The organism is Bradyrhizobium sp. S3.12.5 (assembly GCF_040548225.1).
GTDB lineage: Bacteria > Pseudomonadota > Alphaproteobacteria > Rhizobiales > Xanthobacteraceae > Bradyrhizobium > Bradyrhizobium cytisi.
The window spans coordinates 139346-162221 of the sequence record NZ_JBEPRF010000001.1 but is presented as its reverse complement, the minus strand read 5'-3'; the positions used below and the strand labels follow the sequence as shown (position 1 = coordinate 162221).

Here is a 22876-nt window from a genome sequence, read left to right as displayed (position 1 = left end):
AAGCCATTCTCGAGATCCCGGCCTTCCTGCGCCGAGCGGCCAACTGAGCTGGTCGCAAGCACCAGCACATGGACCGCTGCGACGCGGCTCCAAGGCGCGATGAGATCAAGTTCGGTCGGCTGTCGGAGGTCCACCTCTCCCTAGCGGGAAGAGGTCGTCTGAATTCCCGGCTCGCATCCCAAAGGTGCGCAGCGCGCCGAATCCTTCACGCTGCCGTGCTGCGCGGGTTCTCCGCTGCTTCCGTTTTTTCCGCGTCCTTGTCGCGCGACAGCCATGCCGGGAAACGAAGCAGGCGATCGTTGTTGTCTTTTGGCGGTTCGATGGGCGGCGCGATGGACCCCTCATTGGCCGAACTCGGGAGGTCCAGTGCAGCGTGGCCGACTCGCACCGCATCCGCGCGCTGATCCAGTTCGCGCAAGAGGGGACCGATTACACCGTCGATTTCGGTCGCCACCGATACCAGAAAACTATTGAGCTCGCGGGCCTCAGGCACAACGGCCGCAGCCTGCTCGATCGCCTTGCAGAGACCATCGACAACAGGTGCAAACGCGCTCCCGGCCTGCTTGATTCGGGTTTTGATCGCTTCGATTTCGCCCAAGACGCGATCACGCTCCCGCCTGTGCTTCTCCTCCGAAAGGCGGGCTTCGATTTCGGCGATCTGAGCCGTCAGGGTCGCGGCTTCGGATGCAAGAGCATCGCGTCGTCCGCGCGCGCGATCGAGATCGCGGCTGAGATTGTCCACTAAGTCGTCCTTTCCGAACATTGCATTGCTCCGTAGGACAGCCGTGGCGCGAACCGCCAGCCCGCCAAGCAGATGAAAGGCCGGATCGGCTGGAACAGGCATCAACTTCGGGCGCGTCACATGGGCCGACATGGTGATCCCCCAATCTACACATTAGGCGACCGCATGGTTAACAAGTGGTTAATGTCAACAGCTGATGCGGCAGCGGGGCCCGCGGATGCGATCGAAAATGCGCGAAGCTTGCGCACGCTCGCGGTGCGAACCGTCGCCTCCCCCTATCCCCGAAAATCAATGCTCCGCAGCACGATCCCCGGCGGGGTGCCCTCGAACTCGGTCGCGCGGTACTTGCTCGCGGCTTGGGCTTCGATGCGGTCGCGGAGGCGGGTGAACTGGGCTTCGCGCTCGTTGTGGCGGGCCTTCGGGCCGCGCTCGAGATCGTCCATGGCGGAGGTCGAGATCGCGCACGGGATTTCCCTGGCGCCGTCCTGCATCGAGAACTGGACGATCCCGCGGTCCTGTTCGTGGCCGATGAAACGGCCGCTGGTGAGGGTCATGGGGTGCTCCTTTGACGCGGGTTGCTTGCTGAGAACTGAACGCGGTGTGACGGCGGTGGTTCGCTGCCATCTCTCGGTGTTGGCGGCCGGAACCTTGGCGAAGGCGGATGCGGGTGGCGGTGTCTCTGCAGGCGAGAACCCCGATGAGGAGAGAGCCCTCACCCGCCGCGCGCGGGACGATGCTTCGCATCGCCCGGGGGACGATGCTTCGCATCGCCCGGGGCGCGTCGACCTCTCCCGCAGGCGGGAGAGGTGTCCTCGCGGCGGCTTCAGTTGTCCCCGCCCAGTCTCGCGAAGTCGTCGAACAGGGCGGCCACCAGCGCGCGGTGGCGGGTGTCTTCGGTGGGGAGGCTGGCGGCGTAGAGGTTGAGGAGGTAGCGCGCCTTCACGGCGGCTTCGGCCCAGGAGCCGGCGGGCACCGTCATCAGGCGGTTCTCGAGATCGGCCTCGCGCTCGCGCAGCTGCCTCACATTGCTCTCGACCTCGGCCAGCGCACGGCGCAGGTCGGTCGCCTTCTGGGCAGCCATGCCGCGGTGCTTGTCGAGATCGACGGGAATCTCAGTCATTGGCGAGGCTCTTGGGCGACGCTCGCGTCGGACGCTATCGCATCCGCAAGATCGGGCGCACGGATCGACAGCGTCTCCATGGAGCCGAGCACACCGTCCACGGGCACGACGATCGACGTGCCGACACGGCGGCAGGCCGAGAACATCTCGCGCTCGATCGTCTCTTCGTCGGCGATCACCTGATAGCTGCCGGCAGGCAGCATCCGATCGATACCGTGGATGCGGAACGGATGCCTGAACGTGACGGTCTCCCGCCGCGATCGGATGGTCATGCACGCCTGCCTTCCTGCGAGAGCGGCCCCAGCCGACGCCAGCTTGGTTGCAACCATGCGCTCTCGGCGCGGCAATAGCCAGCACTATCAATACCGCGGCTGGTGCGCGGCGTTTTAGGCCTCGCTAATGGTGTGGTGCAGGCGTAGGCTCGACGCATCACCGCAACTCAGACGGGCATTGCCATGGCCAGGCCGATCCGCGTGCCCTATCTGATCTGGGCTACGAGCGAATACGGCAGCGCCCATCACGGCCGCAGCGACGCCAATGTCGCGCTCCGGATGGCGCGAAAGCTGCTGCGCGACGGCTTCATGGAGGTGCGCGTCTGCACGCCGCGCGGCCGCGTGCTGCAATCGGACGAACTGGACGAACTCAAACCCGCACAGGAGACCAACATCATGGCCAAGGGACAGCAACGCAGCAATCGCGAAGCCAAGAAGCCGAAGAAGGACAAGACCAAGGTGATCGCCGCGGCGCCGACCCGCAAGGACGCGTGGCAGCCGGAGATCGGACAGGGGAAGAAGAAGTAGGTTAGCAAGCGCGCTCGGCCAAATCGATAGAGCCCGTCATGGCCGGGCTTGTCCCGGCCATCCACGTTCTTGTTACGCGGAAACCAGCACGTGGATGCCCGGGACAAGCCCGGGCATGACGAGTTTGTGGCACGACCGCGCATCCAACTGGCGCAGCCCTCGTCTCCTCGCCGCCGCGCTTTTCGGCTATACTCGCCCCGGTAGCATCACCTGGAGGGGCAGACCTGTGGAGCATGCGCGCGCAACCGAGCCGAAGAATCTCGTCATCTGCTGCGACGGCACCGGCAACGAGATCTCGGAGAACATCTCCAACGTCCTGAAGCTCTATCGCTGCCTGCGCAAGACCGACAGGACCGAGCCGCGGCAGATGGTGTTTTACGATCCCGGCGTCGGCACGGTGACGGAGCCGTCGACGTGGAATCGCTGGAAGGCTGACATCAACCTGGTGCTGGGGCTCGCCACCGGTTACGGGCTCGATGACAACGTGCTCAACGCCTACTGCTTCCTGGTCGCGCATTACGCGCCGGGTGATCGCATCTACCTGTTCGGCTTCTCGCGCGGCGCCTATACCGTGCGGGTGCTGGCGGGGCTGATCCACAAAATTGGTCTGATCTCGCCGGAGCAGGCGAACCTCGCAGGCTCGGGCCTCGTCGCCTACAAGCAATATTCCGGGCTCGGGTGCGGCAACGACATCGAGGACCTCAAGGACAGCGGCAGCGACGAGGACGGGCCGCTGCCGAAGGACCAGTTCGATCTCGCCGCGCAATTCGCCCGCATCACCTCGTCGCGCTGGCCGACCATCCATTTCATCGGCGTCTGGGACACGGTGGCGAGCGTGATCGTGCCGCGCGCCGACCGGCTCTATTGGCCGAGCCTGGAGGAGCTGGCCTTCACGCTGCGCAATCCCAGCGTCAAGATCTTCCGCCAGGCGATCGCGATCGACGAGCGGCGCTGTATGTTCCGCCTGAAGGCGTATGAAGAGCCGCAGGAGTACTGGAGCAACCGCTTCGTGCCTGACCACAGGAAGGAGAAGCAGGACATCCTGCAGGTGTGGTTCGCCGGCGTGCATTGCGACGTCGGCGGCGGCTATCCCGAGGCCGAGAGCGCGGAATCGAAATATCCGCTGATCTGGATGATCGACGAGGCCGCGAAGGCGGGACTGAACTTCAACCCGCGCACCGTGAAGCAGCTCGCCTGGGGCATCCAGCGCAAGGCCTCGCCGTTCCAATACGTCCCGCCGGCTTTTACCGGCAAGGCGGGCGTGCTGCACAATTCGATGAGCGCGGCCTGGCGCGTGCTGGAATTCTTACCGAAGCGCGCGAGCTACAAGGAATGGCCGGCGCGCAAGGTGTTTTTGGGTTTCTACATTCCCGATTGCGAGCCGCGGCTGATCCCCGAAGGCGCGCATGTGCATGAGAGCGTGTTGAAGCGGATGGCGGTGGAGCCGGACTATCGGCCGGTGAATATGCCGAAGGATTTTGTGACGGTGCCGATGCCGGTGGGACCGGGGGTGGGTGCCGAGGCGGAGGAGATCGTGGCGGGATGACGGTGGGGGTGTGAACCCGTGGCCTCTCCTCTCGTCATTGCGAGCGAAGCGAAGCAATCCAGAGTCTTTCCGCGGCGGCAGACTGGATTGCTTCGCTGCGCTCGCAATGACGGAGAGTGTAGAGACGGCGTCGCGCTACACTCCCGGCGGTGCCTGAGGCGGCCACGGCACCCCACCCCGCTACCGCAACATTCCCCGATCGCCGCTACTTTTCATTAAAATTCTCACCGCGACCTCAACGTGATCGCATCATCTCATCGGCATCATTGCAACCTGCCACCGCGTTGTCCGCGGTATTGGAGGAGAGTGCCAATGCATCCGCGCCGACATGCTCGCGTGAAACCCGCCGGCCTGGTGTCCCGCCAGGCCAAGATCATCACCGACGCGCGTGCGCCGGTCATCGTCTGTACACTGGTGGACTATTCGCCGGGCGGCGCCTGCATCGATCTCGGCGGACAGGTGAAGATCCCCGATCGGTTCGAGCTGCTGCACGTCAACACCAAGAAACGCTGCCGCATCGCCTGGAAGCGCGGCACGCGGGTGGGCGTGGTGTTTTAGAGAGGGACTACTCCCGCATCCTCGCCTTTGCGCCCGCGACGATCTGCATCGCGACGCCACCGATCCAGCCGGCGAACACCAGCCAGGTAGCCGCGTCGTGCGGATCGAGCCGCAGCACGATGACGGCGACTGACGCGAGCGAGGCGAGCGTGGCGCAGAGGGTGCCGGCGGAGCTCAAAATTTCCGCGGCGTCGATCTGGCTGTGGGCCGCGTCGAAGGGCAGTTGCGGGGTGTCGATGCCGAGATAGAAGCCGACGGCACCGAGCAGCATCATCAACAGCAGAAAGCCCTGCGTGGTGAGCGATGGGATCGCCGATCCGACATGGGCGCCGACGAACAGACCGCAGGCTGCGCCCGCCATCGCGAGCCCGATCCGTTCCAGCACATGGGCAGTCTTGCGGACACCAAATCGCATGCCGGGCCTCCGTGACGCCCCCCGGATGGGCGGAGGTTAGGCCTGTTTTGCCGCGGGTGGAAGGTTGGGGGAGTTACGGATGCGTGAGGTGCCCGGTTACTCCCTTACCGCGCTCCGAACGTCGTCTTCCCGAACAGCGCCTTCTGCGTCGACGGCTGCGAGCGCCAGTATTGCGGCGGGGCTTCGACTTCGCCGCCGACTTCCGCTGCGGCGTGCCAGCCCCAGCGCGGGTCGTAGAGCATGGCGCGGGCGAGCGCGACCATGTCGGCCTTGCCGGAGGCGACGATCTCCTCGGCTTGCCTGGCTTCCGTGATCAGGCCCACCGCGATGGTCGGCACTCCGGTCTCGCGCTTGATGACCTCGGCAAACCGCACCTGATAGCCGGGGCCGAGCGCGATCTTCTGCAGCGGCGAGACGCCGCCGGAGGAGGCGTCGATCCAGTCGACGCCGCGCGCCTTCAGCACTTTGGCAAACTCAATGGTCTGCGCCAGATCCCAGCCGCCCTCGACCCAGTCGGTCGACGACACCCGCATGCCGACCGGCTTGTCGTGCGGGACCACCGCGCGCACCGCGTCGTAGACCTCGAGCGGGAAGCGCATGCGATTTTCAAGTGTCCCGCCATATTCGTCGGTGCGCTTGTTCGAGATCGGCGACAGGAATTGATGCATGAGATAGCCGTGCGCGCCGTGCAGCTCGATCGCGTCGATGCCGATGCGCATCGCGCGCTTCGCGCTGTCGACGAAGGCCTCGCGGATGCGCTTCAGCCCCACCGCATCGAGCGCCAGCGGTGCGGCCTCGCCCTCCTTGTGCGGCAGCGCCGACGGCGCCACCGGCTGCCAGCCGCCTTCGCTTTGCGGAATGAGCTGGCCGCCGTCCCAGGGCCGCGCGCTGCTCGCCTTGCGGCCGGCATGGGCGAGCTGCATCGCGATCGCAGTGGTCGAATGCTTGCGGACGGAGCTGAGGATCTGCTTCAGCGCGGCTTCCGCGGCGTCGCTGTAGAGCCCGAGACAGCCCGGCGTGATGCGGCCGATCGCCTCGACATGGGTGGCCTCGATGCAGAACATCGCCGCGCCCGACAGCGCGAGATTGTTGATGTGGGTGAAATGCCAGTCGGTGGGAACGCCGTCTTCGGCCGAATACTGGCACATCGGGGACACCACGACGCGGTTCTTCAAGGTCAGGCCGCGCAGCTTGATCGGGGAGAACAGGGCGCTCATGCGGGGGGATCCGGCAATGGAGGGATGGAAGCGATTGCATGAAGTTTAATAGGCCGACGGCGAATTGCCAGTTGCGCAGGCGGCATGGCCGCTGGCGGCCCCATGCATTGCGGGCACGACGGGCCGCCGTCACGGAACAGGCGACTAATCCACCAGCGTGAACTGCAACAGCAGCGTGCGCTGGAGCAGCGAAAAATTATCGTCCGACACCATCGTCAGCACGGTCTCGCCCTCCGCCGTGACGTGGGCGTCGATGCCTTCCATGTTGTCGATCTCATGGCCGAGATCGGCCTCGAACAGCACGGGGCCGTCGACCACTGCGCCGGGCGATATTGCCTTCAACGGGAGCGACCGGATGCGGATGTTGATGCCGGTGAACCAGGAGAATTTGCGCTCGAGGATCAGCAACTCGCCTGACGGCAGCAGCACGGCGTCGCTGATGAACTGCTTGTCGGTGCGGCGGATGCTGAACTGGCCGGGCGACGGACCACCGATCAAGAAGCCGATCAGATTGCCGTCGGCATCGAAGCCGCCTTCGGACAGGGCGATCAGCGTGCCCGCGAGCGGCTGGCCCTTCATCTCCCTGGGCACGAACACCAGCGCCTCGAGGCCTTTGTTGTAGGGCAGTTTTCGCAGAGCGGGCGGCGTCGGCACCACCTCGCCACGAGCCCGGGTGCCGCCTTTGGCGAAATCGAAGCGCATGATCTGGTTGACGCGCTCGAGCCCGACATAGACCAGCGAGCCGTCGCGCGCGAGCGACTCGGTGTCGTACCAGAGCCGCTTCTCCGTGATCGGCCGTCCCTCGGCGTTGAGCATCGGCGCGGCCTCGACGTCGTCGAGCCCGGTCATCTTGCTGCCGGAATAGCGGATGGCGCCGGTGAACCAGGTGCCTTGATCTGACAGCGCAAGAAAACGCAGGCCCTTGTCATCGAGGAAGCGGAAGCCGGACAGGCCGCCAAAACCGCGATGCGGCGAGGTCAGCACCAGGCCGCTGCGATATTGCAACGAGCCGAACCGCACGCGCGAGCGCTCGCGCGGCTCGAAGTCGGGAATCGGCCGCGCGTTGACCTCGATGCTGACGGGCTCGGTGACGGCGTGCTCGGCCCGCGCCGGTTTTGGCGCGGACTGCGCTTGCGCGAGCCGGGGGAGCGCAAGAGTGGAAAATCCCGCCGCCGCGTGGCCAAGAAAGCCGCGGCGGGATTGATGCGTGCTCACGAATGCAGTTTGCGTCGCGGGCGATTGGGAGCTTGCGTGGGCGCGGTGTTGGTCTCGCTGAACAGCTCGGCGAGCTTCTCGGTGATGGCGCCGCCGAGCTCTTCGGCGTCCACGATCGTCACCGCGCGGCGGTAGTAGCGCGTCACGTCGTGGCCGATGCCGATCGCGATCAGCTCGACCGGCGAGCGGGTCTCGATCTCCTCGATGATGTGGCGCAGGTGCCGCTCGAGATAGTTGCCGGGGTTGACCGACAGCGTGGAATCGTCGACCGGCGCACCGTCCGAGATCATCATCAGGATCTTGCGCTGCTCGGCCCTCGCCAGCAGGCGCTTGTGCGCCCAGTCCAGCGCCTCGCCGTCGATGTTCTCCTTCAGCAGACCCTCGCGCATCATCAGGCCGAGGTTCTTTCGCGCGCGGCGCCACGGGGCGTCGGCCGACTTGTAGATGATGTGGCGGAGATCGTTGAGGCGGCCGGGACTGGCGGGCTTGCCGGCGGCAAGCCACGCCTCGCGCGATTGCCCGCCCTTCCAGGCGCGCGTGGTGAAGCCGAGGATCTCGACCTTGACGCCGCAACGCTCCAGCGTGCGCGCGAGAATGTCGGCGCAGGTCGCGGCGACCGTGATCGGACGGCCGCGCATCGAGCCGGAATTGTCGAGCAGCAGCGTCACCACGGTGTCGCGGAACGTCGCCTCCTTCTCGTGCATGAAGGACAGCGGGTGATGGGGATCGGTCACCACGCGCGACAGGCGCGCGGGATCGAGGATGCCTTCTTCGAGATCGAACTCCCAGGCGCGGTTCTGCTGTGCCATCAGGCGGCGCTGAAGGCGGTTGGCGAGGCGGGCGACGATGCCCTGGAGGTGCGCGAGCTGCTTGTCGAGATAGGCGCGCAGGCGCTCCAGCTCGTCATGGTCGCAGAGATCTTCGGCCGCGATGACCTCGTCGAACTTGGGCGCGAAGGCGTGATATTCCGGCCCGCGCGGCTCGTTCTTGCCGTGCGCGTTCGGACGCGTCGCCTCGCCCGGCGTCTCGTCGTCGCCGAGCTCGCCGTCGTCCAGGGTATCCGACGTCGAGGCTTGCGCGCTTTCCATCGCGCTGTCGCTCATATCCTCGCTCGAGGCCTGCGCCTGGTCTGCGCTCATCTCCTGCGCGGCGTCGGAATCGGGCGAACCCTCGGCACCGGACTGGTCGTTGTCGCCGTCCCGGTTCTCGTCGTCGTCCTCATTGTCCTCGCTGTCGGCGCTGCGCTCGTCGCCGAGCTCGAGCGCGGTCAAGAGATCGTGCACGGCGTCGCCGAACCTGGTCTGGTCCTCGACGAGGTTATCAAGCCGGTCGAGCCGCCTGCCGATCTTGTCCTCGAGAATCGGGCGCCAGAGATCGACCATCTTCTTCGCAGCCGTCGGCGGCGCCATGCCGGTCAGGCGCTCGCGCACCAGCATTGCCAGCGCGTCGGCGAGCGGCGCGTCGGCGCGGTCGGTGATCTCGTCGAACTTGCCGCGATGAAAGTGATCGTCGAGCATCGCGGTGAGGTTCCTGGCAACGCCCGCCATGCGGCGCGCGCCGATCGCCTCGACCCGGGCCTGCTCGACCGCCTCGAACACGCCGCGCGCCTGCGGATTGCCGGGCATCAGCTTGCGATGCAGCTTTGCGTCGTGACAGGCGATCTTGAGCGCGATCGAATCCGCGTGGCCGCGCACGATCGCCGCATCCCGCTTGGTCATTTTCCGCGCTGGCTCGGGCAGCCGCGCCTTGCCCGGCGCAAGGCCCGGGCGCTCGGCGGCGAAGCTCACCTCGAGCTCGGGCGACTTCGCGATTGCCTTCAGGCAGGACGCCACCGAGCGCTTGAACGGCTCGGTCGGCGCTTCCTTGGTGTTGCGGAATTTGGAGTTGGAGGTGGTCATCTGACCCTATCTGTCGTCCCGGCGAAGGCCGGGACCCATAACCACCGGCCGCTCTTGTGTCAGGAAACTATCGGTGACGTTCAATCGAGAGATCAGCTGAGCGCCACGTTGACGGCCGATTCCGGCAGCTCCGCGTTGAAGCAGCGCTGATAGAACTCGGCGACCAGGGGACGCTCGAGCTCGTCGCACTTGTTGAGGAAGGTGACGCGGAACGCAAAGCCAATATCGCCGAAAATGTCGGCGTTCTCAGCCCAGGTGATCACCGTGCGCGGGCTCATCACCGTCGACAGATCGCCATTGGCGAAGGCGTTACGGGTGAGATCGGCGAGGCGCACCATCTTGTTGACGATGTCGCGGCCTTCCTGGGTGCGATAGTGCTTAGCCTTTGCCAGCACGATCTCCACTTCCTCGTCGTGGCTGAGGTAGTTGAGCGTGGTGACGATCGACCAGCGGTCCATCTGGCCCTGGTTGATCTGCTGGGTGCCGTGATAGAGGCCCGAGGTGTCGCCGAGGCCGACCGTGTTGGCCGTCGAAAACAGCCGGAACGACGGGTGCGGCTTGATCACCTTGTTCTGGTCGAGCAGCGTCAGGCGCCCCGAGACCTCCAGCACGCGCTGGATCACGAACATCACGTCCGGGCGGCCGGCGTCGTATTCGTCGAACACCAGCGCGACGTTGTGCTGCAACGCCCAGGGCAGGATGCCGTCACGGAATTCGGTGACCTGCTTGCCATCGCGGACCACGATCGAGTCCTTGCCGACGAGGTCGATACGGCTGATGTGGCTGTCGAGATTGACGCGCACGCAAGGCCAGTTCAAGCGGGCTGCGACCTGCTCGATATGGGTGGATTTACCGGTGCCGTGATAGCCGGTGACCATCACGCGGCGGTTGCGGGCAAAGCCGGCGAGAATGGCAAGCGTGGTGGCGCGGTCGAAACGGTAGTCGGAATCGACTTCGGGCACATGAGGATCGACTTCGGAATAAGCCGGCACTTCGAGATCGCTGTCGATCCCGAATACCTGGCGCACCGACACCTTCATGTCGGGCAGACCGGAAATTTCCTCAACTTTGGACAAGGCGGCGGTCGTCATCAATCCTCCGAGATCCCGGGCGATCCCGAGACCAGTTATTTGCACGTTGGCTGCGGCTGGGTGCGATTGCGAACCTATCAGAGACCACGGGCCTGCAGAAGCCCGCGCGCCAATCAAAGTTCCATTGTCTTTTCATTTAGATAGGCAAGGAACGCGATTTTGGGAAGGCTGCCCTGCAAATCTCGCCCAAATTTCGCGCCGGACAGGCGCCCTGCCCAGGTGAATGGCACTTTCACCGCCTCTCACTACTTGTGTAAGGGTCTGAACCCGAATGCCCCAGCCCACCACAGAGACGACGTGACGTCATTCCTTGATCCCCTGATATCCTTCGTCTCAGTCCACGCGTGGCTGGCCTATCTGACCCTGTTCCTGGCAGCGCTTCTCGAAGCCGTGCCGGTGGTGGGGTCGGTGATCCCGGGCTCGACCATCATCCTGGCGCTGAGCGCCCTGATTCCGGGCGGCGACCTGAAGCTGCAATGGGTGCTGCTCGCGGCCGCCGTTGGCGCCGTGCTGGGTGACGGCTCGGCTTACTGGATCGGGCACCGGCAGCAGCGCAAGATCCTCAACACCTGGCCGATGACCAATTATCCGCGCGTGGTCGAGGAGAGCGAAACCTTCTTCCACCGCTTCGGCACCTGGGCGGTGTTCTTCGCCCGCTTCGTGCCGCCGATCCGCGCCTTCGTGCCGGTGACCGCCGGTGCGCTCGGCATGGCGCCGGCAAAGTTCTACGCGGTGAACATCCCCGCGATCCTGGTCTGGGCCCCGGCCCATGTGCTGCCGGGCGTGCTGGCGGTGTCGGCCTTCCACCAATATTTCGGGGTGCCGCACGAGGGGCATCCGGGCAAGCACATCTGGATTTTGACCGTGGTCGCCGTCGCGATCGTGCTGGGCGTGACGGTTTGGATCATCCGTCGCCGGAACGGCGACGGCATCGCGGCAGCGGCGAAGCCGCGGGTCTGAACGGGCTCGGCCGGCAGCACAAGAGGCGGGCGCCTGGAGCGCTCCGTTGCCTAAATTGCGGTCCGCTGCGCATCCGCGATGCGCAAATATTTGCCAGCGGGATGAGTTGTCGATTAATTGCTTCACGGCGCGTTGCCTTCGGATGACCCTCATCTAATCGCAGGCCGGCCGTTGCGGCCGCCGACGTCCTGGGGGTGGTTGCATGCGCTCGAACACAGCTCTTCGCGTGGTTTTGTTGGCGATCTCGACGTATGCGGTCGGCCTGAATTCCGGCGTCGGAGCTAAAGCCGAAGATGTGCTGAAGGCACGGCTTGCGCAGAATCTCGGACCGATTTCGGGTCTCGCGATCGTCGCCAAGACCAAAGGCCTGTTCGCCAAGCAGGCGCTCGATATCTCCGTTTCGAACTTCACCAGCGGAAAGCAGTGCCTCGATACGGTGGTCGGAGGAGGAGCGGATATCGCAACGACCGCCGAAGCGCCGGTAACGGCGGCCGCAATGGCCCAGCAGCCGATCGCCTTCGTCGCTGGCATGGAATACTCGGATCTGAAGACGATGACGGCCGCGTCCGCGGCGATCAGGACCAAGGCCGACTTGCGCGGCAAGCGCATCGGCTTCACGGCCGGGACGGGCAGCGAGGTCTACACAGCGGTCCTGTTAAAGGCGGCCGGATTGACCGCCAAGGACGTTACGCTCGTCAATCTTCGCCCGCAGGAGATGCTTCCCGCCCTGGCGGCGGGGAGCATTGATGCATTCGATACCTGGGAGCCGCATGTGGCGAATGCAAAGAAAGCTCTCGGCGGGGGTGCCGTCCTGCTCGACACCAAGGGGCTCTACTCGGAGACGTTCAACGTCGTTGTGATGCGGTCCTATCTGGAGGCCAACCCTGCGGTCATCGGCAAATTCCTGGCTGCCCTCATTGAGGCCGAAGGCTGGGTCAAGGCTTATCCGGATGAAGCGATTGACATCATTGCCACGGCGACCGGCATGAAACGCGACGAGCTGACGCTGATCTGGCCGGACTACGTCTATCATGTGCGCCTTGACGACAAGCTGCTCGAGACGCTCAAGACGCACGCGGCCTGGCGGCTCGCAACCGGCAATCATCCGCCCGGGGCCGGGATGCCCGATTTCTTACAGATCATCGCGACTGCGCCATTGAAGGCACTTGATGCCGCACGTGTGACGCTGTCGGCCAATCCATGAGCGTCGGCAGACGCAGCCGTGCGAACGCGGCCGGGCGCCTTAGCGTGCTTGTCGGCGTGCTCTCCGTGCCCACCTTCGTCGGCGTATGGGAATTGATCGCCCGATCTCGGATCGTCAACGCGGTGCTGTTTCCGCCGCCTTCGACGGTCGCCGTCGCCGTCCTCGACTGGATCCATAGCGGCCAGTTTTTCGGCGACCTTTCCGCGAGCCTCTTCCGCGTCACTGCGGGATTTTTGATCGGTGCCACGGGCGGGATCGTACTCGGCGTCCTGACAGGTGAGTTCAGGCTGGTCTCGAGCCTGCTCTCCCCGCTGTTCCACATTCTTCGCCCGATCCCTCCAATCGCCTTTGTGCCGATCGTGATCCTGTGGTTTGGGCTGTCGGAGGCCGGCAAACTGTTTCTGGTCGTCTGGGGTGTGTTCTTCACCGTGTGGCTCGCGACCCATATCGGCGTGCAGAAGGTCGATCGCGGCCTCATTCGCGCCGCGCTGATGCTCGGCACGCCGCGCCGGCAGATGCTATCGGAGATCGTCCTGCTGGGTGCGCTCCCCTACATTGTCGTCGGCCTGCGCACCGCCGTCAGCATCTCCTTTTACACGCTGGTCGCCGCCGAGCTGGCGGGCGCGTTTGCGGGCATCGTCTACCGGATCGAGATTGCGCAACAGAACATGCAGACCGGACAGGTCATGGGAGGGCTGGCGGCGCTCGGACTGCTCTCATTCGTGGCCGATCGTTCCTTCGCGGCCATTGCCGAACGCGCCGTATGGTGGCGATGATGCACAACCCGCTTCGTCCGGCCCAGCCGCTCCGGCTGGTGGATGCTCCGCCCGCGCCTTCGTCGACAACACCTCGGGCGATCATCCGCGTCGAGGATCTGAGCATCGTCTTCGATGTGCCGCGCGGCCAGGTTATCGCGGTGGACCGGGTGTCTCTGGCCGTCATGCCGGGCGAATTCGTCTCGCTCGTCGGCCCGTCGGGCTGCGGCAAGTCTACACTCCTGAATGCGGTGGCCGGGCTCGAGCGGCCGTTCGAAGGCCTGGTGACGGTGGCCGGCGAGTCGATGCTGGGACCCAGGCCGGATATAGGGATGGTGTTCCAGCAGCCGCATCTATTCCCGTGGAAATCGGTATGGCGCAATATCGCGCATGGACCGCGCGCGCTCGGCAAGTCGAAAGCGGAGGCACTGCGGATCGCGGACGACCTGATCGAAATGATCGGGCTGACAAAATTCGCCAACGCCTATCCGCATATGCTGTCAGGCGGCATGCAGCAGCGGGTGGCGATTGCCCGGGCTCTCGCAAACCAGCCGCGCGTCCTGCTGATGGATGAACCGTTCGGCGCTTTGGACGCGCAGACCCGGGCGGTGATGCAGGATAACCTTCTCGAACTTCGCGGCCGGATCAACGCCACCATCGTTTTCGTCACGCACGACATCGACGAAGCTATTCTGCTGTCGGATCGGGTGCTGATCATGAGCGCCGGGCCGGGCCGCATCCTGCGCGATCTTTCCGTAGGCCTGCCGCGCCCGCGCTCGAGCGCCATCCTGACCGACCCCGCCTATCTCGCCCTCAAGCGGGACTGCCTCGATCTGATCCGGAGCGAAGGCCGCAAGGCGTTCGAGCAAATGGAAACGGTCGCCTAGCGCGTGTCCTCATAGCGCGAGCTGGCATGGCTCTTGAATGGCATCGCCCGGCTACGAGGGAGCGGGCAGATGGCAGCGGCAACTCTCAGGACTACGGCCGGGATCATGCTGGCGGAGTCCGATACTCTGGTCAGCTCATTGCCAGGCTTCCTCGATCCCTTAGGTGAGGCTGACCGCCGTCGCGTCCTTGCCATCGGCCGCAAGGAGGTGCTGGAAACCGGCAAGCATATCTGGCGCCAGGGCGACACGCAGAACGGCATCTATCTGATCGAGTCCGGCCGGATCCGCAGCTATTACGCAGCCCCTTCCGGGCGCGAGGTGACGCTCGCCTACTGGTTTGCTGGCAATTTCATCGGCGGGCCGGACCTGTTCGGAGCCGGCGCGCATATGTGGTCTTCGGTTGCAGTTGAGCGCAGCCGGCTCCTGTTTCTGCCCGGCGCCACCCTGCGCGAACTTGCACTTCAATCGGCAACCATCGCGGTTGCTCTTCTGGATGCGCTGGCGTTCAAGGCCAGGTGCTACTCGGCGATGGCGCAGATGCTCGGCACGCGGTCGGTGACCGAGCGGTTGCAGCGCCTGCTGATCTTTCTGTCGAAGATCTACGGATCGCAGCAGGGCCGCCAGATCGTGATCGGCATTCCGTTCACCCACAGCGATCTCGCCAACCTGATCGGGGCGACCCGACAATGGGTGACGGTGCAGCTCTCGCGCATGCAGGCGAGAGGCGTCATCCGCTACGACAGGGGCCTCATCGTCATCCTGAATTTGCGCGCCCTCGATCTCGAACTCGTCTAGCCGGCGGCCGGCGAATAGACCTTGAGACCGAACAGAGCTCCGCCTTCGTCAGGCTGCCATCGCGATGCAAAATCCAGAAGGGCATGGTCGTGCCATGCGGGCGCCAGCAGGGTGACGCCCATGGGCATGCCGGTGGGGAGCGCTGCATTGGGAAGCGCTACCGCGCAGAGGTCCAGAAGATTGGCGAAGTAGGAGTAGTAACCAAGGCTGTTATTGAGCTTGATGGGGTCCTGAAGCATATCCGCAATGGTGTAGGGACGCGGTGCGGTGGGCACCACAAGCACATCCATCTCTTCAAAGAACAACCGGACCTGCCGCCGCAGCTTCAAGAGACGGTGTTGTGCCGCGAATGCGTCCGCCCCGGTGAACTGCGCCGCGGAGCGCAGGACCTTGCGCGTAACCTCCAGCAGCTCACCATGATCGATGTCGAGGAGCCTGCTGATCGACGCGTAGCGTTCGGCGATCCATGGCCCCGAAAACAGCATTTCGCCGGCTTCAGTGAAAGGCGTGAAGTCAATCTCGATGGCTTGGCCTCCCAACCGCACGAGCCTCTCGCAGGCCCGTTCGTACAGCGCGTCGCATTCGGGCATACCGAATGAATTCAGCTGACGAGCGGAAATACGTCCGAAGTGGAATTCGCGGGGAAAGACCGATGACAGGCCGGGCGCTTGACGGCTGTATGGATCTTCGTCGTCGAAGCCCTCGACGAGCCCCAGCAACAGTTTGCCCTCGGCGGCTGAATTGCAAAAGATCGACGGACAATCGAGCGTCGGGCAGTTCGGGACCAGCCCACGGGATGAAACCAGGCCGACCGTCGGCTTGACCCCGATGATGCCGTTGAAACCTGCCGGTATCCGGCCGGAGCCGCCGGTGTCGGTTCCGAGCGAAAAAGCAATATGGCCGGAGGCAACGGCGACGGCCGAGCCCGAGCTCGATCCACCCGCGACATAGCGATCGTCGGCGGCGCTCGGACAGGCGCCGTGAGGTGACCTCGCGCCGGAGAGCCCGGTGGCGAACTGATCCAGGTTTGTCTTGCCGAGACAGATGGCACCCGCTGCGATCAGGCGCTCGACGCACCGAGCCGACCGCTCGGCAACATGAGCGAATGATGGGCAGGCCGCGGTGGTCGACATGCCCGCCACGTCGATGTTGTCCTTCACGCCGAAAGGCACACCGAGGAGCGGTAGGAATTCGCCCTGCGCGCCGCGCCCCGCGAGATTTTCGGCCTCCGCCAGCGCCTCCGCCATCGGCCTCACATAGACCCAGCAGTTGCGGTGTTGGTCCCTTTCGATGCGCTCGTATGCCGTTGCAATGGCTGACGTGAGTTCGGCGCGCGAGCGAACGGCTCGGCTTCGGCTAGGCAGGGCGGCTTGCGACACGAATTGCTCCCGGGGAGATCGAAGATGCTGGAAGCGTGCCCGGGGGCCGACGATACGGAAAGCAATTAAGCGCCTCTCCGGTCGCCGCGCTAAAGCGCTCTCCTCCGGATGAGTCGCATCGGCAGCCCCTTTGCGGGACGTAGCGTAATGCGCTGAAGGGGCCAGACCTCGGCGTGCGGCAGCAGCTGCATCTCGAAATGACGGGTCAAGACAGCAAGTACGATTGCAGCCTCCTGCAGGGCAAAAGACGAACCGATACAGGTCCGAGGCCCAACCCCGAAGGGCATATAGGCGAAACGTGGAATTCGGCCGCGGGCCTCCGGTAGAAACCGGGAAGGGTCGAATGCATCCGGACGGCTCCATAGCCCGCGATGTCGATGGAGAACATAGGGCGCTATCACAATCAGAGACCGCGGCTTGACCGGGATTTCACCCAACACATCGGCATCGACCGCGGCCCGGCTGAGTGCGGCGATCGGCGGGTAGAGGCGAAGCGTTTCCTCGATCACCGCCTTGGTCACGATCAGCCGGTCGGCCAGGTCATCCCTCGGGTTCGACAATTCCCGTTGTGCTTCCTCCACGACGCGCGATCGCCACTCCGGTACCTGTGAAAGCAGAAAGATCGACCAGGCGAGTGTATTGGCAGTTGTCTCATGTCCCGCCGAAAGAAAAGTGAGGATGTTCGAGCGAACCTCTGTCGGGCTGAGTTGCCGTCCGGTCGACGGATCCAGCGAACGTAACAGCAGCGTCAAAAGATCATCTGGCCCGTCGTGTGCGGCAAGGGCCGCAAGCCTTTGGTACCTCGCGTGTATGATCGTGTCGATCACCGCTTCGAAGTAAGCCATCGTGTGACGCAAGCGGCGATAACCCGGACGTGGCACGAATTTGGGCACGCCGAACAGATCCAGCATCCCTATGCGGCCGATCACGCTGAAATAGGCATTCATCGCCACTCGAAATTCATCGAAGTCGCCGCCGATCCCGCCAGAAAAGATCGTGACTGCGAGCACGTTCAAAGTGACCAGAGTCATCTCTGCAGCGACGTCGACCGTGGCGCCAGGCTCCAAGCTTGTCCATCTTGCGGCCAGTCCGTTCGCGGCCGACAACATGGCCTTCGTGAAAGAGTTGACGGTTCTGCGAGCGAACACGGGTGCGAGTATTCGTCGTTGAAGCTCCCAACGCTCTCCTTCGACGCTCAACAAGCCATCGGACAGTCCAGACGAGAGAATGCGGCGTTGGATCGTATCTTTCTGATAGTTTCTTGAATTATCCATCAGCACGCGCTTGATGGCTTGGGGGTCATGAACCAGAAAAGCATCAGCGAACGGCAGGCGAAGCTTGGCTATTGGCTCCTCAAAAAAATCCGCGCTCCAGCATTCAAGCGGGTTTCGCCTCAGTTTGATTAATAGCTCGACAAATCCTGGCCGGGCTGGCGAAGGACGTGGCGCAGGCGGGCAATAGTCCAATTCGCGGCGATGTAACATGGCGCGATCAGAAGAAAAATAAGCCTGAACTGTAGCGGAACGGGAATAAGTGGCAATTGGTTCCTAGAGCCACTGGCTGTCCCTAAGGCCTCTCCACGAGCGCCGATCTCCGTCCCGGCGCCGGCCCCACATACCGTGCCCGCGGCCGGATCAGCTTGCCGAACTGCAATTGCTCGCTCGCATGCGCGATCCAGCCGACGCTGCGGGCCATGGCGAACAAGGCGAGCTCGCTGCCTCCCGGCAGGCGCAGCGCGTGCACGAGCACCGCGAGCACATAATCGATATTGACGAATTCTCCGGTCGCTTCCGCGATCCGCTCGGGCACCTCTTTGGTGAATTTGCGTGGCGCGCCGGCGCGGGCCAAGGCGTTCAGCAGCGACTTCGCGCGGGGATCGCCGCGCTTGTAGACGCCGTGGCCGAAGCCCGGAAAACGCTCACCGAGCGCAACGCGCTCGCGCACCATCGGCTCGACGTCGCGGTCGACCAGGGTCTTGACGAGCTGCGAGGCCAGCACGCCGGCGCCGCCATGTTTTGGGCCTTTCAGCGCGGCGAGACCCGCGATGACGGAGTCGTAGAGATTGAGGCCGGTCGAGGCAGCGCAGCGCGCGGTGAAGGTCGAGGCGTTCAGCTCATGATCGGCCAGCAGCACCAGCGCGCGGCGGATCAGATCGGACGCGTGCTTGTTGTCGCCTGCCCAGACACGCGCGATCTGCTGATGCAGCGGCTCGGATGAAGACTCCGCATTGAGCATGGTCGCGACCAGCAGCCGGACGATGCGCGCGCCGACCATCGCGCGGCCATCGGGCGCGCGGGTGAACGCGCGGGTATCGGCGCTGCTCGCGAGCGCGAGCACCGCGATGGCGCGATCGATCGGAGCTGCGCGGCGCGCGGCTTCCGCAATCGCACGCATCTCCTCGGACATCGCAGGCTGATTGTCCGGCGCGAAGGGATCGACGTCGGAGACGTCCCAGAGCAGCGTCGCGGTGTGCTCCAGCGTGTCGTTCTCGGCGAGATCGACGCAGTTGACGCCGCGGTAGATCGCGCCCTCCTCGGTGATGGTCGAGATCTCCGTGTCCATCACCGGCAGATCGGCATCGAAGCTGCGCAAGCCGCGCGGCTCCGGCGACGGCACCCGGCGCTCCTTCAGGGCGCGGACGTCCTCGGCGCGGTAGCGATTCTTGCGCGAATCCGGCGTCGGCTCGGAGCGGATCAGGCCACGGCTGACATAGGCATAGAGGGAAGCCGGCGAGATCGCGAGCTCGGCCGCAGCTTCCCGGGCAGAGAGATAGAGACCGTCCGAATTTTTCATATTGATTAATGTAATCAAGATTGATCAATCTGTCGAGAGGTCCGATTTTCCCTTGGGCAGTGCAAAGGAGATTTGGGCCATGAACATCCACCTCACCAAAAGCCAGATCGGGCTGGACGGCGTTCCCGCCGCCGAGACCGCGTTGAGCCATGTCGACGGCGAGCGCGGCGAGCTCATCATCGCCGGCGAGCATGTCGGCCGCCTTGCCGCCAAATCGAGCTTTGAGGGCGTCACAGCCCGGCTCTGGAACGGCGCCAGCAAGACGACCCTCACCGAAGCCAATGTCCGGGCAAGCCTGGGCGCGGCACGCGAACGTGCCTTCGCGCGGCTCTCCGAGCTCTTGCCGGCGACCCAAGGCATGGGCATCGTCGACGGCTTTCGTGCCGCGGTCGCGGGCCTGCGCGCCGAGCACGGGCTGGAGCATGAGGCCACGATCGTCGGCGCGTTTCCGGTGATCGCGGGCGCACTGGTCCGGCGCGCAAAAGGGCTCGACCCGATCGCGCCCGATCCGAACGTGAGTCACGCCGCCGATACGCTGCGCATGCTGCATGGGCGCAGCCCTGCCGCACGCGAGATCACCGCGCTCGATGCCTATCTCGTCACCGCCAGCGACCACGGCATGAATGCCTCGACCTTCACGGCGCGCGTGGTGGCCTCGACGCAGGCCGATCTGTTCGCGGCAGTGACCGCCGGCTATTGCGCGCTCACCGGTCCGCTGCATGGCGGGGCGCCGGAGCCGGTGCTGGAAATGCTCGATGCGATCGGCTCGCGCGAGCGGATCCAGCCCTGGGTGGATGCGGCGCTGGCGCGCGGCGAGCGGATGATGGGCTTTGGCCACCGCGTCTATCGCGTGCGCGACCCACGTGCCGACGTGCTCAAGACTGCAGTCGAGGCGCTCGCCTCTGACGGTACCGACCTGCCGTTTGCCGGCGAGGTCGAGGCCTATATCCGCGCAGCGCTACGCAAGAAGAATCCGGAGCGGCCGCTCGAGACCAATGTCGAGTTTTTCACCGCGATCCTGCTCGATGCGCTGGCAATCCCAAGGCAGGCGTTCACGCCGATCTTCGCGGTGGCACGTTCGGCCGGCTGGACCGCACATGCGCGCGAGCAGCAACGGACGGGACGGTTGATCCGGCCGAGCTCGTCATATGTGGGGGCGATGCCGGAGGCGTCCGGCAACTAGGGGCAAGGGCAAGGCGACGGCGGAGCCCCGCTCCGTCGTCGTGCCGACGAGGTTCTAATCGCTCGCTGGGTTGAGGTGGGTCTGCACGTCCCTGACGAGCGCCTTGGAACATATGCGCGTCCAGCGCATTGCCTGATCTCTCCCCGTGAGGAACGCAATGCTGGACTTGTTTGGACAAGCGGACGAGGCCAGGATTGGCCAGATCGCCGCCGGTTATGCGGCGAGCCGGGTCGAAGCGGGAGCGGATTCCGAGAGGCGGTTCCGGGACTTGCTTCAGGCGCTGCCCGCCGCGATCTACACCACCGACGCAACGGGCCGCATCACCTTCTTCAATCAAGCCTGCATCGATTTTGCCGGACGCACTCCAGAAATCGGCGAGATGTGGTGCGTGACGTGGAAGCTTTATCTGCCGGACGGCACGCCGCTCCCCCACGATGAATGCCCGATGGCTATCGCGCTCAAGCAGAACCGGCCGGTGCGCGACGTCGAGGCTGTGGCCGAACGGCCGGACGGATCGCGGATCTGCTTCATGCCATATCCGACCCCGCTGCGCGACGAACGCGGCCGACTGGTTGGCGCGGTGAACATGCTGGTCGACATCACGGCCCGTAAGCAGGCCGAGCAGCGCATGATGCTGCTCGCCTACGAGGTCGATCATCGTTCGAATAATCTGCTCGCGGTGACCCAGGCGATGCTGCGGCTGACCAAGGCCGAGACCGCGGCAGAATTCCAAGCCGCGTTTCAAGGCAGGCTTAGAGCACTTGCCAACGTGCAGAGGCTGTTCTCGGCGTCGCGCTGGACCGGTGCCAGTCTGAAGACCATCGTCGAAGAGGAACTCCGGCCATACGCAAGCCCGGACGGCGAACGTGTCAGCATCGCTGGAGACGACATCCGCCTGCCGGCGACGCTCGCCCAATCGATTGCGGTCGCCGTGCACGAGCTGGCCACCAACGCCGCCAAATACGGTTCACTGGCGACGCCAGCGGGTCGGCTGGACGTTCGCTGGGAAAGCAGCGACGCAGAGCCTCTCGTGCTACGCTGGTCCGAGAGCGGCGGTCCGTGGGTCGACGAGCCGACGCGCCATGGCTTCGGAATCGGCGCCGTCGACGGTATCATCCGGACCTTGCGCGGAAGGATCACCCGGCAGTGGAAGCCGGAGGGATTGGTCTGCGAATTCGCCTTCCCCGAGCTTGTAGGTTAGGCCTCCCGCACCACCGTCTTCAGATAATTATACGCCTTGATGATCTCGATCAGGCGATCTTCGGTGGAGCGGTCGCCGCCATTGGCATCGGGGTGGTGCTGCTTCACCAGCGCCTTGTACTTGGATTTGACGTCGGCGAGCGTCGCACTTGGACCGAGGCCCATGACCTGGAGCGCCTTGCGCTCGGCGTTCATCACCTTGCGGGTTTCGACCTTGGGCTGGGCGGCCTCAGGGCCCTTCCGCCAGCCGGTGCGGCCGTTGAGCTCCGCGAACATGCTGAACGGATCGAAGGCGCCGTCGATCTCGGCTTCCGCACCCTTCTTGACACCACCATTGGCGCCCATCTTCCAGGTCGGGCGATGGCCGGTCAGCGCGTCCTTCTGGTAGCGCGCGACCGCGTCGGCATTCATGCCGGAGAAGAAATTGTAGTTCTGATTGTACTCGCGGACGTGGTTCAGGCAGAAGTGCCAGTACTCGCGCTGGTTATCGCGTCCCTTCGGCGCGCGGTGCGCGCCCTTGTTCTGACACCCGGTCCATTCGCAGGCGACCACGGTATCGCGCGGCTTCACCTCGGGCTGCTTGCCCCGCGGCTTCACGCGGATGGAGTCGAAGAACTTTGATGAATCGATCGGCATGGCAGACTTTGACTACGCAATGCAAAAACCTTCAAGTCTTGACATTGCAATTAGCTTGGAACCCGTAGCCGAAGCTTCGCTTCGGCGTTCTTAAGAACGGCCGCCCCAGGCGGCCTATCGCTCAAGAACGGCCGCCAAGGCGGCCTATCGGCATTGACGGAGTGCGATCGCGTACCTTAATGGCAAACATGGCTACCAAAGACATTATCAGCAACAAGTTGCAGGAAGCTTTCACGCCGGAAAGCCTGCAGGTCGTCGATGAGTCACATTTGCATGAGGGCCATTCCGGCCATCGGCCGAGCGGCGAGACGCACTTTCGGGTTTATATCGTATCTCAGGCCTTCAAAGGGAAGAGCCGGGTCGACCGGCACCGTATGATAAATGCGACGCTGACCGCGGAACTTTCCGGCGGCGTGCATGCGCTGGCGATCCAAGCGCAGGCCCCGGGGGAAGGCGGAACGTAATCTCCACCGTCATGCCCC

24 protein-coding genes are annotated in these 22876 nt (G+C 64.5%); 11 read left to right on the top strand and 13 right to left on the bottom strand.

The window, feature by feature from the left end; translation table 11 throughout:
* Positions 1-205: 205 nt before the first annotated feature.
* The 4 genes from ABIC09_RS00755 to ABIC09_RS00740 form a co-directional block, all read right to left on the bottom strand.
* Positions 206-874, bottom strand: coding sequence for a hypothetical protein (locus tag ABIC09_RS00755; RefSeq protein ID WP_354108108.1), 669 nt, complete (start codon positions 872-874; stop codon positions 206-208).
* Between the two features lie 143 nt (positions 875-1017).
* Positions 1018-1296 (bottom strand): DUF1488 family protein, encoded by a 279-nt coding sequence (locus tag ABIC09_RS00750; RefSeq protein WP_354108107.1) that lies wholly within the window; start codon positions 1294-1296, stop codon positions 1018-1020.
* A 269-nt stretch (positions 1297-1565) separates the two neighbouring features.
* Positions 1566-1862, bottom strand: coding sequence for a hypothetical protein (locus ABIC09_RS00745; protein ID WP_148751929.1), 297 nt, complete (start codon positions 1860-1862; stop codon positions 1566-1568).
* Positions 1859-2134 carry a hypothetical protein gene (locus ABIC09_RS00740; RefSeq protein ID WP_354037508.1) on the bottom strand — a complete coding sequence of 92 codons (276 nt, stop codon included), beginning with the start codon at positions 2132-2134 and terminating at the stop codon, positions 1859-1861. Before ABIC09_RS00740 ends, ABIC09_RS00745 begins: the two co-directional genes overlap by 4 nt.
* A 183-nt stretch (positions 2135-2317) precedes the next feature.
* Here ABIC09_RS00740 and ABIC09_RS00735 point away from each other — a divergent pair, with 183 nt between their 5' ends.
* The 3 genes from ABIC09_RS00735 (at position 2318) to ABIC09_RS00725 (ending at position 4766) form a co-directional block, all read left to right on the top strand.
* Entirely contained in the window at positions 2318-2662 is a 345-nt protein-coding gene (locus tag ABIC09_RS00735; RefSeq protein WP_354108260.1) for a hypothetical protein, read from the top strand.
* A gap of 226 nt (positions 2663-2888) precedes the next feature.
* Positions 2889-4208 carry a T6SS phospholipase effector Tle1-like catalytic domain-containing protein gene (locus ABIC09_RS00730; RefSeq protein ID WP_354108106.1) on the top strand — a complete coding sequence of 440 codons (1320 nt, stop codon included), beginning with the start codon at positions 2889-2891 and terminating at the stop codon, positions 4206-4208.
* A gap of 312 nt (positions 4209-4520) precedes the next feature.
* Positions 4521-4766 carry a PilZ domain-containing protein gene (locus tag ABIC09_RS00725; protein WP_187434928.1) on the top strand — a complete coding sequence of 82 codons (246 nt, stop codon included), beginning with the start codon at positions 4521-4523 and terminating at the stop codon, positions 4764-4766.
* A gap of 7 nt (positions 4767-4773) precedes the next feature.
* Here the strand turns inward: ABIC09_RS00725 and ABIC09_RS00720 are convergent, their stop codons facing one another.
* From ABIC09_RS00720 to cobS, 5 genes are all read right to left on the bottom strand, one after another.
* Positions 4774-5181 carry a hypothetical protein gene (locus ABIC09_RS00720; protein ID WP_354108105.1) on the bottom strand — a complete coding sequence of 136 codons (408 nt, stop codon included), beginning with the start codon at positions 5179-5181 and terminating at the stop codon, positions 4774-4776.
* A 104-nt stretch (positions 5182-5285) separates the two neighbouring features.
* On the bottom strand, positions 5286-6398 hold the full coding sequence (locus ABIC09_RS00715; protein WP_354108104.1) for an NADH:flavin oxidoreductase/NADH oxidase: 1113 nt from the start codon (positions 6396-6398) through the stop codon (positions 5286-5288).
* A 144-nt stretch (positions 6399-6542) separates the two neighbouring features.
* Entirely contained in the window at positions 6543-7613 is a 1071-nt protein-coding gene (locus tag ABIC09_RS00710) for an esterase-like activity of phytase family protein (protein ID WP_354108103.1), read from the bottom strand.
* Complete coding sequence (gene cobT, locus ABIC09_RS00705) at positions 7610-9511, bottom strand: cobaltochelatase subunit CobT (RefSeq protein WP_354086358.1); 1902 nt, start codon at positions 9509-9511, stop codon at positions 7610-7612. The genes ABIC09_RS00710 and cobT overlap by 4 nt, the downstream gene beginning before the upstream one ends.
* Before the next feature lie 92 nt (positions 9512-9603).
* Positions 9604-10602, bottom strand: coding sequence for a cobaltochelatase subunit CobS (cobS, locus tag ABIC09_RS00700; RefSeq protein WP_148751938.1), 999 nt, complete (start codon positions 10600-10602; stop codon positions 9604-9606).
* 297 nt (positions 10603-10899) lie between these two features.
* Here cobS and ABIC09_RS00695 point away from each other — a divergent pair, with 297 nt between their 5' ends.
* The 5 genes from ABIC09_RS00695 (at position 10900) to ABIC09_RS00675 (ending at position 15203) form a co-directional block, all read left to right on the top strand.
* On the top strand, positions 10900-11562 hold the full coding sequence (locus ABIC09_RS00695; protein ID WP_354108102.1) for a DedA family protein: 663 nt from the start codon (positions 10900-10902) through the stop codon (positions 11560-11562).
* 202 nt (positions 11563-11764) lie between these two features.
* Positions 11765-12766 carry an NrtA/SsuA/CpmA family ABC transporter substrate-binding protein gene (locus ABIC09_RS00690; protein ID WP_354108101.1) on the top strand — a complete coding sequence of 334 codons (1002 nt, stop codon included), beginning with the start codon at positions 11765-11767 and terminating at the stop codon, positions 12764-12766.
* A complete protein-coding gene (locus ABIC09_RS00685) occupies positions 12763-13542 on the top strand; it encodes an ABC transporter permease (protein ID WP_148751941.1) in 780 nt (259 codons plus the stop codon). The genes ABIC09_RS00690 and ABIC09_RS00685 overlap by 4 nt, the downstream gene beginning before the upstream one ends.
* Positions 13530-14408, top strand: a complete 879-nt coding sequence (locus ABIC09_RS00680; RefSeq protein ID WP_354108100.1) for an ABC transporter ATP-binding protein — start codon at positions 13530-13532, stop codon at positions 14406-14408. Before ABIC09_RS00685 ends, ABIC09_RS00680 begins: the two co-directional genes overlap by 13 nt.
* 69 nt (positions 14409-14477) lie before the next feature.
* Positions 14478-15203: a Crp/Fnr family transcriptional regulator gene (locus tag ABIC09_RS00675; RefSeq protein ID WP_354037521.1), complete on the top strand. Its 726-nt coding sequence runs from the start codon at positions 14478-14480 to the stop codon at positions 15201-15203.
* On the opposite strand, the gene atzF is transcribed toward ABIC09_RS00675, so the two are convergent.
* From atzF to ABIC09_RS00660, 3 genes are all read right to left on the bottom strand, one after another.
* A complete protein-coding gene (gene atzF / locus ABIC09_RS00670) occupies positions 15200-16582 on the bottom strand; it encodes an allophanate hydrolase (protein WP_354086362.1) in 1383 nt (460 codons plus the stop codon). The two genes, ABIC09_RS00675 and atzF, sit on opposite strands and share 4 nt — an antisense overlap.
* Before the next feature lie 89 nt (positions 16583-16671).
* Entirely contained in the window at positions 16672-18066 is a 1395-nt protein-coding gene (locus tag ABIC09_RS00665) for a cytochrome P450 (protein WP_354108099.1), read from the bottom strand.
* Positions 18067-18148: 82 nt separating this feature from the next.
* Positions 18149-19375: a citrate/2-methylcitrate synthase gene (locus tag ABIC09_RS00660; protein ID WP_354108098.1), complete on the bottom strand. Its 1227-nt coding sequence runs from the start codon at positions 19373-19375 to the stop codon at positions 18149-18151.
* A 79-nt stretch (positions 19376-19454) separates the two neighbouring features.
* On the opposite strand from ABIC09_RS00660, the gene ABIC09_RS00655 reads away from it, so the two are divergent.
* Both ABIC09_RS00655 and ABIC09_RS00650 read left to right on the top strand, forming a co-directional pair.
* The gene (locus tag ABIC09_RS00655) at positions 19455-20558 is read left to right on the top strand and encodes a citrate synthase/methylcitrate synthase (RefSeq protein WP_354108097.1); all 1104 of its coding nucleotides are present in this window, start codon (positions 19455-19457) and stop codon (positions 20556-20558) included.
* A gap of 157 nt (positions 20559-20715) precedes the next feature.
* Positions 20716-21759 carry an HWE histidine kinase domain-containing protein gene (locus ABIC09_RS00650; RefSeq protein WP_148751947.1) on the top strand — a complete coding sequence of 348 codons (1044 nt, stop codon included), beginning with the start codon at positions 20716-20718 and terminating at the stop codon, positions 21757-21759.
* Here the strand turns inward: ABIC09_RS00650 and ABIC09_RS00645 are convergent.
* Positions 21756-22394: a J domain-containing protein gene (locus ABIC09_RS00645; protein WP_148751948.1), complete on the bottom strand. Its 639-nt coding sequence runs from the start codon at positions 22392-22394 to the stop codon at positions 21756-21758. The two genes, ABIC09_RS00650 and ABIC09_RS00645, sit on opposite strands and share 4 nt — an antisense overlap.
* 188 nt (positions 22395-22582) lie before the next feature.
* Between ABIC09_RS00645 and ABIC09_RS00640 the strand changes: the two genes are divergently transcribed.
* Complete coding sequence (locus ABIC09_RS00640) at positions 22583-22858, top strand: BolA family protein (protein WP_148751949.1); 276 nt, start codon at positions 22583-22585, stop codon at positions 22856-22858.
* Positions 22859-22876 lie beyond the last annotated feature (18 nt).

What these genes read in the sequence shown, in the direction of transcription:
- ABIC09_RS00755 (WP_354108108.1), bottom strand. Translation starts at nt 874, where the DNA reads ATGTCGGCCCATGTGACGCGCCCGAAGTTGATGCCTGTTCCAGCCGAT.
- ABIC09_RS00750 (WP_354108107.1), bottom strand. Translation starts at nt 1,296, where the DNA reads ATGACCCTCACCAGCGGCCGTTTCATCGGCCACGAACAGGACCGCGGG.
- ABIC09_RS00745 (WP_148751929.1), bottom strand. Translation starts at nt 1,862, where the DNA reads ATGACTGAGATTCCCGTCGATCTCGACAAGCACCGCGGCATGGCTGCC.
- ABIC09_RS00740 (WP_354037508.1), bottom strand. Translation starts at nt 2,134, where the DNA reads ATGACCATCCGATCGCGGCGGGAGACCGTCACGTTCAGGCATCCGTTC.
- ABIC09_RS00735 (WP_354108260.1), top strand. Translation starts at nt 2,318, where the DNA reads ATGGCCAGGCCGATCCGCGTGCCCTATCTGATCTGGGCTACGAGCGAA.
- ABIC09_RS00725 (WP_187434928.1), top strand. Translation starts at nt 4,521, where the DNA reads ATGCATCCGCGCCGACATGCTCGCGTGAAACCCGCCGGCCTGGTGTCC.
- ABIC09_RS00720 (WP_354108105.1), bottom strand. Translation starts at nt 5,181, where the DNA reads ATGCGATTTGGTGTCCGCAAGACTGCCCATGTGCTGGAACGGATCGGG.
- ABIC09_RS00715 (WP_354108104.1), bottom strand. Translation starts at nt 6,398, where the DNA reads ATGAGCGCCCTGTTCTCCCCGATCAAGCTGCGCGGCCTGACCTTGAAG.
- cobT (WP_354086358.1), bottom strand. Translation starts at nt 9,511, where the DNA reads ATGACCACCTCCAACTCCAAATTCCGCAACACCAAGGAAGCGCCGACC.
- cobS (WP_148751938.1), bottom strand. Translation starts at nt 10,602, where the DNA reads ATGACGACCGCCGCCTTGTCCAAAGTTGAGGAAATTTCCGGTCTGCCC.
- ABIC09_RS00690 (WP_354108101.1), top strand. Translation starts at nt 11,765, where the DNA reads ATGCGCTCGAACACAGCTCTTCGCGTGGTTTTGTTGGCGATCTCGACG.
- ABIC09_RS00685 (WP_148751941.1), top strand. Translation starts at nt 12,763, where the DNA reads ATGAGCGTCGGCAGACGCAGCCGTGCGAACGCGGCCGGGCGCCTTAGC.
- ABIC09_RS00680 (WP_354108100.1), top strand. Translation starts at nt 13,530, where the DNA reads ATGGTGGCGATGATGCACAACCCGCTTCGTCCGGCCCAGCCGCTCCGG.
- ABIC09_RS00675 (WP_354037521.1), top strand. Translation starts at nt 14,478, where the DNA reads ATGGCAGCGGCAACTCTCAGGACTACGGCCGGGATCATGCTGGCGGAG.
- ABIC09_RS00665 (WP_354108099.1), bottom strand. Translation starts at nt 18,066, where the DNA reads ATGTTACATCGCCGCGAATTGGACTATTGCCCGCCTGCGCCACGTCCT.
- ABIC09_RS00660 (WP_354108098.1), bottom strand. Translation starts at nt 19,375, where the DNA reads ATGAAAAATTCGGACGGTCTCTATCTCTCTGCCCGGGAAGCTGCGGCC.
- ABIC09_RS00655 (WP_354108097.1), top strand. Translation starts at nt 19,455, where the DNA reads ATGAACATCCACCTCACCAAAAGCCAGATCGGGCTGGACGGCGTTCCC.
- ABIC09_RS00650 (WP_148751947.1), top strand. Translation starts at nt 20,716, where the DNA reads ATGCTGGACTTGTTTGGACAAGCGGACGAGGCCAGGATTGGCCAGATC.
- ABIC09_RS00645 (WP_148751948.1), bottom strand. Translation starts at nt 22,394, where the DNA reads ATGCCGATCGATTCATCAAAGTTCTTCGACTCCATCCGCGTGAAGCCG.
- ABIC09_RS00640 (WP_148751949.1), top strand. Translation starts at nt 22,583, where the DNA reads ATGGCTACCAAAGACATTATCAGCAACAAGTTGCAGGAAGCTTTCACG.